Raw genomic sequence first — 13,476 nt, forward strand, 5'->3', positions numbered from 1 at the left:
ATTTTTTTGGCAAGGAAATTGCTACGTCGCTTATACTGCTCCGATTCCACCTTGATAAGGAGCTGTACTGCATGCATCACGAACTCAGTCTGATCACCACCATTGCCGCCGCGCTGGGCTTCGGCCTTCTCTTCGGGATGATCGCCGTCCGCCTGAAGTTACCCGCGCTGGTTGGCTACTTGGCCGCCGGTATCGTCATCGGTCCAGCCACACCGGGCTTCGTTGCCGATGTGTCGCTGGCCTCGCAACTGGCCGAGATCGGGGTGATGCTGCTGATGTTCGGCGTGGGCCTGCACTTCTCCCTGCGCGACCTGCTCGACGTGCGCCGGATCGCCCTGCCGGGCGCGATCCTGCAGATCGCGGTGGCCACCGCGATGGGCATCGGCATGGCCCACTTGTGGGGCTGGAGCCTGGGCGCGGGCCTGGTGTTCGGCCTGGCGCTGTCGGTGGCCAGTACCGTGGTGCTGCTGCGCGCGCTGGAAAGCCGCGGCATCCTCGATTCCATGAACGGCCGCATCGCGGTCGGCTGGCTGGTGGTCGAAGACCTGGTGACCGTGCTGGTGCTGGTGCTGCTGCCGGCGATCGCCGGTCCGCTCGGCGGCAAGGGCGCCGACGCCGATGTCTCGATCTGGTACGCGCTCGGCAAGACCCTGCTGCAAGTGGGCGCCTTTATCGCCTTCATGCTGCTGGTCGGGCGCAAGCTCTTCCCCTGGTTCCTGTGGCGCGTGGCCAAGACCAATTCGCGCGAGCTGTTCACGCTGTCGGTGATCGCCGCCGCCGTCGGCATCGCCTACGGTTCGTCGGAGCTGTTCGGTGTGTCGTTCGCACTCGGCGCCTTCTTTGCCGGCATGGTGCTGCGCGAGTCCGATCTGTCGCACCGCGCGGCCGAAGAATCGCTGCCGCTGCGCGACGCATTCTCGGTGCTGTTCTTCGTGTCGGTCGGCATGCTGTTCGATCCGATGGTGCTGGTCGACAGCCCGCTGAAGGTGCTGGGCGTGGTCGCCGTCATCATCTTCGGCAAGTCGATCGCGGCGATGCTGCTGGTGCTGGCGCTGCGCTATCCGCTCAATACCGCAATCACCGTCTCGGCCAGCCTGGCGCAGATCGGCGAGTTCTCCTTCATCCTGGCCGCGCTCGGCATTTCGCTGGGCCTGATGCCGCAGGAAGGGCAAAGCCTGATCCTGGCCGGCGCCATCATCTCGATTGCGGTGAATCCCTTGCTGTTCACGGCCATCGAGCCGCTGCAGCGCTGGCTGCGCGCCAATTCTAGCGCGGTGCGCAAGCTCGAATCCTCGCCCGACCCGCTGGCCGAACTGCCGATGACGGTGCCGCACGAGCGCCTCAGCGGCCAGGTGGTGCTGGTCGGTTACGGCCGCGTGGGCCGGCGCATTGCCGACGCCCTCAGCGCGCAAGGCATCCATTACGTGGTGGCCGAGCAGAACCGCGAGATCGTCGACGCCCTGCGCAAGCGCGACCAGCCGGCGGTGGTGGGCAATGCGGCGGAACCGGCGGTGCTGATCCAGGCCCACATCGCCCGCGCGGCGGTGCTGGTGATCGCCACGCCCGATACCTTCCACGTGCGCACCATGATCGAGACGGCCAAGGCGCTCAATCCCACGGTGCGCGTGGTGGTGCGCACGCATAACGAGCAGGAAGCGGAACTGCTGCGCGAGGATACCGGCGGTAAGGTGTTCCTGGGCGAGCACGAGCTGGCGGGCAGTATGACGCGGTATGTGCTCGATACCTTGAAGGATGTGCAGCACGCGCATTGAGATGCAGGAGAATCGGCCGGGTAGCCTCCCGTAGGGTGGGCACTCCGTGCCCACGCGGTTACGTGCCTGGCCTTGCACCTGCGGCGGGGATGATTCGCCCGCCGGCGTTTGCGATGATGTTGGAAGACGCCAGTCGAGAGGTTTGCGGCCGTCGCCCATATCACGAGCAGCACCTCACTGCTGCAGTCCGCCGGATACGTGCGTACCGCGTGGGCACGGAGTGCCCACCCTACGTTGGCGTACGCGATTCGTTCACAGTTAACAGGTATTGCACGCCCAGACATCGAACAAAAAGCCCGCTGGCGCATGACGCTCAGCGGGCTTTTTTCATTGAAGCTGTAGCTTACGCGGCAACCATCTCGCCGGTCTCCGAGCACAGCTTCAGGTTCGCATGCTTCGGCGCGAACTGCAGCAGTTCCTTGCGCTCTTCCAGCAATTCGAACACGGCGTCCTTCGACAGCACGTACTGGTCGAGCAGCGTGTCCTTGATCGACTCGATCATGGCGCGGTAGTCGCGCATCGCGCCCAGGGTGTAGCTGTACAGTTCGTCGGCCTTTTCTTCCATCTGGCGCAGGGTGTGCTCGCCGCTGGCGTCGTTCTTCAGCTGGCTGTAGTCGATCTTCGAGCGCGAGTACATCGACAGGCGGTTGACCATCAGGTTCAGCATCTTGGTCACTTTCTCGATGTCGTTCTGGGCGCCGACCGAGATGCCCCGGGCGCCGTAGAACAGCTCTTCGGCCGCCATGCCGCCGTACAGGCCGATCACGTCGCGTTCGAGTTCTTCCAGGGTGCGCAGCGACATGTCGTCACCCGACTGCAGCACGTAGCCGAGGGCGCCGATCTTCGAGACGGCTTCGGTCGAAATCTTCAGCAGGTGCGACTTTTCCTTCACTTCGTCGAGCGACAGGCCGGCGCGCAGGTGCGGGTCGATCTGCATGAAGAAGTGGCCCAGTTCGTGCAGGGCGATGCGCTCGCGCTGCTTGTGCTTCTCGGCGGTGGTGGCGCGGTCGGTCAGGCCGATGGTGGCGCGCTCGTAGGCACGGAACAGCAGATCGGTGTTGATGATCGTCTTTTCCTGGATCGACAGCATCGAGGCGCGCTCGACCACGGTTTCCAGCAGCGCCGGGCTCAGGTTCTGGGTGATTTCCGCCACCTGGTCCAGGTCGAGGTCGTCGTAGTCGACCAGGCCGGCTTTCTTGCGCGCCAGGAAGCTCTTCAGCAGTTCGCGGCGCTCCATCTTGTTCGGCAGGCGGAAATTGATCTTCACCGAGAAGCGGCGCAGCATCGCTTCGTCCATCTCGGTCGAGGCATCGTCGAAGTTCGAGGCGATGATCCAGATCACGTTCTGGCCCTTGTCGCTCTTCACGCCGTCCAGCAGGCCGAGCAGGGTGTTGGCGGTATCGTCTTCCCATTTCTTTTCGCTGCGGCCGCGCGGCATGAACAGGCTCTGGCCTTCGTCGAGGAAGATGATGCACTTGCCCTTGGCGCAGGCCTTGCGGTACAGGGCGTTCAGGGCTTTCGAGCCGCCGCCGACGTAGCCCGATTCCAGCGCCGAACCCGAGGCCGAGATCAGCGGCATGTCCAGGCGCTTGGCCAGGTAGCCGACCAGCTTGGTCTTACCGGTACCGGCAGGACCGGTCAGCATCACGTTGAACGGCTTGTCGATGTTGTGCGAAGCGTACTCGTCGCGGTTGCGGATCATGTCTTCCAGGTGCAGCACTTCCTGCTTGATGTCGTCCATGCCGATCAGGTCGTCCATGCTGCCCTTCAGCTTGTCCGGGGTGATCATGGTCGAGCTGGCGCCCATGCCCGGGATGCCGAACTTCAGGCAATACACGATCAGGAGCAGCAGCACGATCTCGAAGGCGTGGCGCTTCAGGAAATCGACGGCGTGGGCGCCGGCCGAGCCTTCTTCTTCGAGCACGGCCTTGTGCGAGGCCAAGTAGTCGTCCTTGGCGATCGAATAGGGAATGGCGTTCTTCAGCAGGACTTCGCGCTCCAGGCTCAGGTGCGAGGTGCTCGGCACCTTGACCACGTGCAGCTCGGGCGCACCCTTGAACTTGAACACGTAGCGCGGCGACTCCGACAGCGGCTTGGCCACCATCAGGTAATCGAGCTTGTCCTTTTGCGTGGCCAGGCGCGTGATCTCGGAAATGTCCTGCGAGTGGACGACCGGGCTAGGGTCTTGCGGCTTGTCCGCCGACCAGATCGCCACGCCAGTGATCACCCCCAGCATCACGGCGGCGGCAATGCGCACGTACACGTTCTTGAAAGCGATCTGGAGTCGGGCAAAGTTGGGCATATTCGGTACTCTACAAATGTATGGTGCGCGTGATGCAACAGTGCGTGAAGCGGAGGCGGCCTTCCGGGGTGCGCTTGTCGGAATGGCGGCGGCGTACTCAGGAGCCGCATGGGGTCGAACTGATAAGCATTCGACATCTTTTTGATGCCGATAGGCAACAGGGATAGGGAAACTATACCCGCAAAGAAAACCGAGATGTATACGCCTGGCTTAAATTTTTTTGATCAAGGGCATAGCTGGAAACGCTGACAAGCCATTTCGTTATGAGCCTGTCAAAAGTATCGTCAAAGCGTCTATCCATTGCTGCAAGAGCTTGCATCGGTTTTAACCGTTTATACGCAAAGTCTTGGTTTCTTGATATGCGCTGTCCTGACGGGTGTCGCATTTCTTTAACATGACGAAGCAGCATGCCGACGCCACGGCGCGCCCTTTTCCATTTGCCGTCAGCCCTGATGCGCCGTGTATCGAACGCCAATCAAACGTGAACGGGTCAGCGGTTTTTGTTATGCTTTTTGAGGAGCTTCACGGTCAGCCCTGCTCCCCGTAAGGCGTTTGTACCCAGCAATATCTGCAAGGAAGGGAACAATCGTGAACAGATTCTTATTTGCCTTAATGCTGGGCCTGGTGGCCGGAAGTGCGGCGCAAGCCGCCGTCATCGACCTGACGCCCGCGCCACATGCCGGCGCCACGTTGCACCCACCCCGGGTGTCGAACCTGGCGCCTGCGCCGCGTCTCGAGCCTGTCGTCCCGCCCGCCCAAATGTCGGAACTGCCGGAACCGGAAGTGTTCGCGATGATGCTGGTCGGCCTGGTGCTGCTCGGCTATCGGGCACGGCGCCGCGACAGCAACGAGAAGTTCAAATAACGCCGCAAGTAGATCCCTTACAAGGCGGATCTCAGGCGCCGCTGGCCGGCGCCGCTTCCGCGCAGAGCGCATACAGCTTGCACAGCGTGTTCCAGTTGCGCGAGGTGGTCGTGTCGCCCAGCTGCTTGCCGAGCGCCGCGGCGCAAGGACTGTCGAGCACGCCATCCGGGCACCAGACATAGGCGGCGCGCTGGCCGATGGCCAGGGCGCCCTCGCCCCAGTCGCGCTCGCACAAGTGTGCAATCGCCGCGCGTGCGGCGGCATCCGGCAGCACGAAGACCAGCAGGCGCGCATGGTCGGCGGCCAGCGGCAGCAAGGTATTTTCCGCCAGTACGGCGGCCAGGTCTTCGCCAGACAGTACCATCACGCGCGCCGCCACGCCGAGCTTGATGACCATCGCTTCCTCGATGGCGGCCGCGGCGGCGAGCGGGTCGATGTCGCCGGCGCCGAACACGATGTTCCCGCTGTTGAGCAGGCTGCGCACGTCGGTATAGCCGAGGTCGGCCACCAGGGTGCGCAGGTCGGCCATGGCCACGCGCTTGGCGCGGCCTACGTTAATGCCGCGTAACAGGGCAATGTAGCGTTGACTGGTCATGCCGCCATGTTACCGCCCAAGGAACTGGGCGGCATCATTTTATTTTGGCAACCAGTTCGGCAACTTAGTTCAACAGGCCTTCGGCGCGCAGGGCGGCCTGTACGGCCGGGCGTGCGCCGATATGCGCGCGGAAGGCTTGCAGCTGCGGCCAGTCGGCCAGGCTGAACTTGATGACGTCGGCCCAGCCCAGCACGGTGAACAGGTAGGCATCGGCCACGCTGAACTGGTTGCCCACCAGGAAGTCGCGGCCTTCGAGGTGGCGGGCCACGTGCGAGAAGCGCAGCGCCAGCATCTTGCGCGCGTTGGCGCGCATGTCCTCGGTCGCGTCCGGCTTGAACAGCGGGCTGTAGTTCTTGTGCAGTTCGGTAGAAATGTAGTTCAGCCAAGCCAGGGCCTGGTAGCGCTCGACCTGGCCGACGGCCGGCAGCAGGCCGGCTTGCGGCGCGAGATCGGCCAGGTACTGGACGATGGCCGGGCCTTCGGTCAGCACCGCGCCATTGTCGAGCTCGAGCGCCGGCACGTATCCGTTCGGATTGATGCTGCGGAAGTCCGCGCCGCCGGCCGTGAGTTTCTTGCCGAGGTCGACGCGCTCGGTGCTGAAGGCCAGGCCCGTTTCGAGCAGGACGATGTGCGGGGACAGCGAGCAGGCGCCGGGGCTGAAATACAGTTTCATGAAGAGTCCTTTGTCTGGGTGAAGGGCACGGCGGAGGGCCGGCCAGCCCGGGCTGGCTATGAACGCCACGCCGGGGCAGCGCGAGAATACCGTATCCAGGACCTGCCTGCTTGGGACCGCTCAATCGCCGGATTCATGCGCGGGACGCAAAAAAACACCGGCCTGCCCTGAGGGGCGCCGGAAAATGTAGAACGGGGAAACGATGCGTCCGGAAAGGACGAAGAGGAAAAACCGGCAGCGTGCGCGGCGCTTAGCGCGCCGGGCAGCTGCCGCGCATCACCGGTGGCACGGCAGTAGAATCTGCCATGCCGCCGGTATCAGTGCGCATAATTACCGGTCGACGGCGACGCTTCGTTGCCTTGCGATTGCTGCTGTTGCTGTTGCTGCTGGGCTGCCGCTGCGGCCTGCGCTGCCTTTTCTTCTGGCTTCGGACGGCCCTGGGCGTCGGACAGGCGGTATTTGGTACGGCGGTCGCCCATCAGGTCGCGCAGGTCGCGGATGCTCATGCCGGTGACTTCGTGCATGCGGATCAGCAGCGAAGCGCCAACTGGCAGGCGGTGGTGACGGATCTTGCTGATGACCGGCGGGGCCACTTCCAGCATGCGCGACAGCGCAGCGTCGTTTTTCAGTTGCATCTTGCCCAGCAGGATGTCGAGCAGATGATTAGGGTTGTAGCTTTCCTGTGAAGACAAAGCATGATGTGCCATGATTTTTACCTCGTGAGTGTAGTTTAAAATAGTTCTTTACGAACTTTGTAAAGACTGTGCTTCCGTCAACATAAGTTCCCGAACACGCTCTTGAGCCAACATTCAGAACCAGTCTGCAGACCCAATCTGAATCTTCACTTAAGAAACATGCCGGCGCGCATGCGCTCTGCTTAACACTCCCCCAAACGCACTTGTCTTTCAAACAAATTATCAGACCCGTACCGTATTTGAACATCCGTCCTGAGCACATGAGTCATTGTTGGAAATCAAGCTATCGTGCGGAAAGCTTGTCACATAAGCATTTCAACACATGGGGATAATTTGTGGCGCACGCAAGAGATTTCTTCCGTTAATTTGTGTGAAAGAATTCGAGCCGAACGTATTGATTTACAACAGGAAATATCCTGAGCAAACCCTGACTCTGCCTTGCCTTTCGCGTTTTGATTCCTCAGCGCAATTTAACAATCTAGTTATATTGGCAACGCGATTTATTCAGGCAACAAGTGATTCTTAGTAGCATTCATTCCGCCCTCCCCGCACGCCGCTTTTCGACTGCAAACAGGGTTTTACGGTAAACTCGCTTGACGCTTTGTCAAAGCGCGAGCATTTCTTTTAACGAAGCATTCCATGCAGAAAAAAGTATTTATCAAGACCTTCGGTTGCCAGATGAACGAGTACGACTCGGACAAAATGGCGGACGTGCTCGGCGCGTCCGATGGTCTCGTGCGCACCGATAAACCGGACGACGCCGACGTCATCCTGTTCAATACCTGCTCGGTGCGCGAAAAGGCGCAGGAAAAAGTGTTTTCCGACCTGGGCCGCCTGCGCGAACTGAAGCGCCAGCGTCCCGACCTGATCATCGGCGTCGGCGGCTGCGTGGCATCGCAGGAAGGCCAGGCCATCGTCAAGCGCGCCCCGCACGTCGACATGGTGTTCGGCCCGCAAACCCTGCACCGCCTGCCGCAGATGATCCGCGAGCGCCGCAGCTCGGGTACGGCCCAGGTCGACATCAGCTTCCCGGAAATCGAAAAATTCGACCACCTGCCTCCAGCCAAGGTCGAAGGCCCGGTCGCCTACGTGTCGATCATGGAAGGCTGCAGCAAGTACTGCAGCTATTGCGTCGTGCCCTACACCCGCGGCGAGGAAGTCTCGCGCCGCTTCGAGGACGTGCTGACCGAAGTCGCCGGCCTGGCCGCCCAGGGCGTGAAGGAAATCATGCTGCTCGGCCAGAACGTGAATGCCTACCGCGGCGCCATGGAGGGCGGCGACACGGCCGACTTTGCCTTGCTGCTCGAATACATTGCCGATATTCCCGGCATCGAGCGCCTGCGCTTCGTCACCAGCCACCCGAAGGAATTCACCCAGCGCCTGATCGACGCCTTTGCCAAGATCCCGCAGCTGGTGAACCATTTATATCTGCCGGTGCAGCACGGTTCCGACCGCATTTTGCAGGCCATGAAGCGCGGCTATACCGGGCTGGAATATAAGAGCATCATCCGCCGCATCCGCGCGGTGCGTCCGGACATCACCATCTCGTCGGACTTCATCGTCGGCTTCCCCGGCGAAACCGATGCCGATTTCGAGGCCATGATGAAGCTGGTGCAGGACGTCGGCTTCGATAACAGTTTCAGTTTCATCTTCAGCAAGCGCCCCGGCACCCCGGCCGCCAACCTTGAAGACGACACCCCGCACGAGGTCAAGCTGGCGCGCCTGCAGCGCCTGCAGGCCCAGATCGACGCGAATACCCGCAAGCTCAGCGCCGCCATGGTCGGCACCGTCCAGCGCGTGCTGGTCGAAGGACCGTCCAAGCGCGACCCGAACGAACTGCAGGGCCGCGCCGAAAACAACCGCGTCATTTATTTCGCCCCGGGCGCTTCCGGCGACGCACTGATCGGCCAGCTGGTCGACCTGCGCGTGACCGAAACCCTGGATTATTCCCTGCGCGGCGAACTCGTCGCCAATCTCGATACGATTGCCAAAGCCAGTTGAAAACCTCTCCTACCCAGCCTTCGTACTTCATTCCCGAGCCGCTCGATAACACGCGGCTTGCCCACCTGTGCGGTCCGCTCGACGAAAACCTGCGCCAGATCGGCGCAGCGCTGGACGTGACCATCTTCCGCCGCGGCGAGAAGTTCATCGTCACCGGCACGAACGCCGAACGCGCGGTCGAACTGCTCGAACGCTTCTATGCGGTGGCGAACAAGGTCGTGCCGATCGAGGAAGTGCAGCTGGCCCTGGTGGAACAGCGCGCCGGCCTGCGTCCGACGATCGAAGGCGCCAAGCCGGCGGAAGCACCCGCGGATGCCGAACCGGAACACGATGAAGAAAACCTGGAACTGGTCAGCCCGACCCTGAAGACCCGCCGCAGCGACTTGCGCGGCCGCACGCCGCACCAGATCCAGTACCTGCGCGCCGTGCTCGAGCACGACATCAGCTTCGGCATCGGCCCGGCCGGCACCGGCAAGACCTATCTGGCCGTGGCCTGCGCGGTCGATGCGCTGGAGCGCGATGCGGTGAAACGCATCATCCTGACGCGCCCGGCGGTGGAAGCCGGCGAGCGCCTCGGCTTTTTGCCGGGCGACATGAGCCAGAAGGTCGACCCTTACCTGCGCCCGCTGTACGACGCTTTATATGACCTGCTCGGTTTCGATCGCACGCAAAAGCTGTTCGAAAAGCAGGTGATCGAGATCGCGCCGCTGGCCTACATGCGCGGCCGCACGCTGAACCACGCCTTCGTGATCCTGGACGAAGCCCAGAACACGACGGTCGAGCAGATGAAGATGTTCCTCACGCGTATCGGCTTCGGCAGCAAGGCCGTGGTCACCGGCGACGTGACCCAGGTCGATTTGCACAAGACCCAGCGCTCGGGCCTGGTCGACGCCATGCACGTGCTGCGCGACGTGCGCGGCATCGCCTTCTCCCAGTTCTCCAGCGCCGACGTGGTGCGCCACCCGCTGGTGGGCCGCATCGTCGACGCCTACGACAAAGCCAGCGAAGTCCAGGAACTGGGCGCGCTCCCTAAAACCACGACTGCCCGCAATGCAAGAAAAAAACCATAATCTCGAACTCGACGTCCAGTACCCGGACGCGCGCCTGGAAGCCACCATCACCCCGGAGATGGTGGAACGCTGGGTGCGCCCTGCCCTGCTGGGCCCGGCCGAACTGGCAATCCGCTTCGTCGACGCTGCCGAAGGCCAGACCCTGAACCGCGACTACCGCGGCAAGGACTACGCCACCAACGTGCTGACCTTTGCCTACAACGAAGGCGAGGAACTGGCCGAGGACGAACCGGTGCAGGCCGACATCGTGCTGTGCACCGACGTCTTGCAGCGCGAGGCCGACGAGCAGAAGAAAACGCTAGAGGAACACGCAGCGCACCTGGTGGTGCACGGCGTGCTGCATGCCCAGGGTTACGACCACGAGCATGATGAAGAAGCCGAGGAGATGGAACAGTTCGAGCGCGATGTGATGGAAGCGCTGGGGTATCCGGATCCGTACGCGGAGAAGTAAGCGCCAAAATCGGCGTGGTTCGTAGGGTGGACACCTGTGTCCACGCTGTACCCCGGTCGCATGTCGAAATGTGATTTGCGAAGCGTCGTAAATTGTGCACTTCGCGTGTTGTAGGGTGGGTTCTTTGAACCCACACGGATTTATCAGTAGCAATCCATTGTCATACCCATCACCAGGCAAGCAATGAGACCGCGTGGACACAGGTGTCCACCCTACAACGGCGGTTCACAACACGCATGCACCGCCATTCCCACCTTACGCCTTCAGCTGCTCCCCCACCGGCAACTTCCGAATCCGCTTCCCGGTCGCCGCAAACACCGCATTCGTCAACGCCGGCGCAATCCCCGCCGTCCCCGGCTCGCCGATCCCGCCCGGTTCGTCACGGCTGTTCACGATGTGCACCTCGACCACCGGCGCCTCGTTGATACGCATCATGCGGTAATCGCCAAAGTTGGTCTGCTGCACCCGCCCCTTGTCCAGCGTGATCTCGTTCCACAACGCCGCCGACGCCCCGAACACGATCCCGCCTTCCATCTGCGCGATGATCCCGTCCGAATTGATCGCCTGTCCGCAATCGACCGCGCACACGACCCGGTGCACGCGCACATCGCCGTCCGGCCCCACCGACACCTCGGCCACCTGCGCCATATAGCTGCCGAAGGCAAACTGCGTCGACACTCCGCGCCCGACCTTGCGCCCGGCAACCGGTTTCAAAGGCTTGCCCCAACCCGCCTTCTCCGCCGCCAGGTTCAGCACACCCAGGGTGCGCGGCGATTTCTCCAGCAAGGCGCGCCGGAACGCCACCGGGTCCTGCTTCGCCGCCCCCGCCAGTTCATCGATGAAACTCTCGACCACGAACACGTTATGGGTCGGCCCCACGCCGCGCCAGAAAGCGGTCGGCACGCCAGGCGGTTCATGCCGCACATATTCCACGCGCATGGCCGGAATCGCATACTGCAAGTCGGCCGCGCCTTCCACCGCATCCGGATCGACGCCGTTCTTCACCGCCGGCGGCGCAAAGCGCGCCATGATCGAGGAACCGGTCACGCGGTGGAACCAGGCCGCTGGCTTGCCCTTGTCGTCGAGGCGCGCCGCCAGCCGGTCCACATAATAAGGACGGTACATGTCGTGCTGGATATCTTCCTCGCGGGTCCAGATGAACTTCACCGGCCCCTTGGCCAGCTTGGCGAACGACACCGCCTGGATCACGTAATCGACTTCCAGCCGGCGCCCGAAGCCGCCGCCGATGTAATAGTTATGCACCTTCACCTTCTCGACCGGCAGCCCGGATACCTTGGCCGCCGCACCCTGGGCCAGGGCCGGCACCTGGGTCCCGACCCAAAGGTCGCAGCCATCGGCGCGCAAGTCGACGGTGCAATTGATCGGCTCCATGGTCGCGTGCGCCAGGAAAGGCAGCTCATACACGGCTTCGATCTTGCGTCCGCCGCCTTCTTCGTTCAGCACCTTCAGGGCATTGCCTTCGTCGCGCGCCACCGCGCCTTCGCCCTGCGATACCTTCAGCATGTCGGCGACGATGCCCTGCGAGGCCACCGCGGCATGCGCGCCATCCTCGAAACGCGGCGCAGCCGCCGCCAGGCCCTGCTTCGCGGCCCAGAAATGGTCCGCCACCACGGCCACCGCGCCCTCCAGGCGCAGCACCTGGCGCACGCCCTTCACGGCGAGCGCCTTTTGCTCGTCCACCGCCACCAGCTTGCCGCCCGTAACCGGCGAGGCGGCAACGGCGGCAATCCCCATGTTCGGCAGGCGCGCATCGATACCGAACTGGGCCGTGCCATTCACCTTGGCCGGCGAATCCAGGCGGCGCATGGCCTTGCCGATCAACACGAACTGCTCGGGGTCCTTCAATTTGACGTTCTTCGGCAGCGTCAGCGTCGAGGCCGCATCGACCAGTTCGCCGAAGTGGGCCGAGCGGCCCGAGGCCTGGTGACGCACCGTGCCGGCCACCACCTGCAAGTCGGCGGTGTCGACATCCCATTGCTTGGCCGCCGCCTGCACCAGCACCGCGCGCACCATGGCGCCGGCTTCGCGCAGCGGCCGCCAGGCGCCGCGCACCGAGGTCGAGCCGCCGGTTACCTGGCCGCCCAGCAGCGGATCGGCATACAGTTCGTTATTAGCCGGCGCCTGCTCCAGCTTCACTTTCGAGAGGTCGGCGCCGAGTTCCTCGGCCAGCAGCATCGGCATCGAAGTAAAGGTGCCCTGCCCCATTTCCACCTTGTGGATGACGAGCGTCACGATGCCGTCGCGGTCGATGCGGATAAAGGCGTCGCGCGCCAGTCCGGCGGGGGTATCGGAGTGTTTGGTGGAAGCCTGGCCCACGGCTTTTTCCGGCGGCGCTTCCTTGCGGTCGTCGTCCTTGTTGCAGCCGAACAGCGAAAAGCCGAACAGCAACCCACCGCCGGCGGTGGCGCCGAGCTGCATGAAACGGCGGCGCGAAGCCAGGATGCGTTGTTCTTTTTTGACTTGGCTCATGTGCGCTCCTTATTTGGCGGCCGCGATCTTGATCGCGTGGCGGATGCGTCCATAGGTGCCACAGCGGCAGATGTTCCCGCTCATGGCATTGTCGATGTCGCCGTCGCTCGGCTTCGGCGTGGCTTTCAGCAAGGCGGTGGCCGACATGATCTGGCCCGACTGGCAGTAGCCGCACTGCACCACGTCGATCTGGCGCCAGGCGTCCTGCACCTTGGCGCCTACCGGGTCGTTGCCGACCGCCTCGATGGTGACGATCTGCTTGCCCACCGCGGCGGAGACCGGCGTGATGCAGGAACGGATGGCCTGGCCGTCGAGGTGGACGGTGCAGGCGCCGCACAGGGCGACGCCGCAGCCGAACTTGGTGCCGGTGAGGCCGGCGACGTCGCGCAGGACCCACAGCAGGGGCATGTCGTCGGGCACGTCGAGGGTGGTGGTGTTGCCGTTGATGGTCAGGGCTGGCATGGGCGCTCCTTTTATAATTTGAACAAGCACTATATGCCATGTGCAGCAGTCTTGCTGGGGAAGGCCGGGGAACGGCGGGGCAAGCGCACGGCTGCGCAAAA

General features: G+C 62.9%; 11 protein-coding genes. 5 read left to right on the forward strand and 6 right to left on the reverse strand.

All coding sequences use genetic code 11. The features are described 5' to 3' along the window. The first annotated feature begins 71 nt into the window (after positions 1–71). On the forward strand, positions 72–1,772 hold the full coding sequence (gene ybaL, locus LK540_RS10630) for a YbaL family putative K(+) efflux transporter (protein ID WP_229437271.1): 1,701 nt from the start codon (positions 72–74) through the stop codon (positions 1,770–1,772). A gap of 343 nt (positions 1,773–2,115) precedes the next feature. Here ybaL and LK540_RS10635 read toward each other — a convergent pair whose 3' ends face one another. Beyond that, positions 2,116–4,074 (reverse strand): AAA family ATPase, encoded by a 1,959-nt coding sequence (locus LK540_RS10635; protein ID WP_229437272.1) that lies wholly within the window; start codon positions 4,072–4,074, stop codon positions 2,116–2,118. 588 nt (positions 4,075–4,662) lie between these two features. Between LK540_RS10635 and LK540_RS10640 the strand changes: the two genes are divergently transcribed. Then, a complete protein-coding gene (locus LK540_RS10640; protein ID WP_229437273.1) occupies positions 4,663–4,938 on the forward strand; it encodes a PEP-CTERM sorting domain-containing protein in 276 nt (91 codons plus the stop codon). Between the two features lie 31 nt (positions 4,939–4,969). Here LK540_RS10640 and LK540_RS10645 read toward each other — a convergent pair whose 3' ends face one another. From LK540_RS10645 to LK540_RS10655, 3 genes are all read right to left on the reverse strand, one after another. Next, complete coding sequence (locus tag LK540_RS10645; RefSeq protein WP_229437274.1) at positions 4,970–5,533, reverse strand: DUF1697 domain-containing protein; 564 nt, start codon at positions 5,531–5,533, stop codon at positions 4,970–4,972. 64 nt (positions 5,534–5,597) lie between these two features. Then, the gene (gene gstA, locus LK540_RS10650; RefSeq protein WP_229437275.1) at positions 5,598–6,206 is read right to left on the reverse strand and encodes a glutathione transferase GstA; all 609 of its coding nucleotides are present in this window, start codon (positions 6,204–6,206) and stop codon (positions 5,598–5,600) included. A 317-nt stretch (positions 6,207–6,523) separates the two neighbouring features. Next, positions 6,524–6,913: a hypothetical protein gene (locus LK540_RS10655; RefSeq protein ID WP_229437276.1), complete on the reverse strand. Its 390-nt coding sequence runs from the start codon at positions 6,911–6,913 to the stop codon at positions 6,524–6,526. Between the two features lie 627 nt (positions 6,914–7,540). Between LK540_RS10655 and miaB the strand changes: the two genes are divergently transcribed. The 3 genes from miaB to ybeY are packed head-to-tail and all read left to right on the forward strand — an operon-like array spanning position 7,541 to position 10,423. After that, complete coding sequence (miaB, locus tag LK540_RS10660) at positions 7,541–8,902, forward strand: tRNA (N6-isopentenyl adenosine(37)-C2)-methylthiotransferase MiaB (protein ID WP_229437277.1); 1,362 nt, start codon at positions 7,541–7,543, stop codon at positions 8,900–8,902. Continuing rightward, complete coding sequence (locus LK540_RS10665) at positions 8,899–9,972, forward strand: PhoH family protein (RefSeq protein WP_229437278.1); 1,074 nt, start codon at positions 8,899–8,901, stop codon at positions 9,970–9,972. The genes miaB and LK540_RS10665 overlap by 4 nt, the downstream gene beginning before the upstream one ends. Next, positions 9,953–10,423, forward strand: a complete 471-nt coding sequence (gene ybeY / locus LK540_RS10670) for an rRNA maturation RNase YbeY (RefSeq protein ID WP_229437279.1) — start codon at positions 9,953–9,955, stop codon at positions 10,421–10,423. The genes LK540_RS10665 and ybeY overlap by 20 nt, the downstream gene beginning before the upstream one ends. A gap of 255 nt (positions 10,424–10,678) precedes the next feature. On the opposite strand, the gene LK540_RS10675 is transcribed toward ybeY, so the two are convergent. Both LK540_RS10675 and LK540_RS10680 read right to left on the reverse strand, forming a co-directional pair. Then, on the reverse strand, positions 10,679–12,913 hold the full coding sequence (locus LK540_RS10675; RefSeq protein WP_229437280.1) for a xanthine dehydrogenase family protein molybdopterin-binding subunit: 2,235 nt from the start codon (positions 12,911–12,913) through the stop codon (positions 10,679–10,681). 9 nt (positions 12,914–12,922) lie between these two features. Further along, positions 12,923–13,375, reverse strand: coding sequence for a (2Fe-2S)-binding protein (locus LK540_RS10680; RefSeq protein WP_229437281.1), 453 nt, complete (start codon positions 13,373–13,375; stop codon positions 12,923–12,925). Positions 13,376–13,476: the final 101 nt, after the last annotated feature.

The sequence above is a fragment of the Massilia sp. IC2-278 genome (genome assembly GCF_020708045.1).
Classification (GTDB): domain Bacteria; phylum Pseudomonadota; class Gammaproteobacteria; order Burkholderiales; family Burkholderiaceae_D; genus Telluria.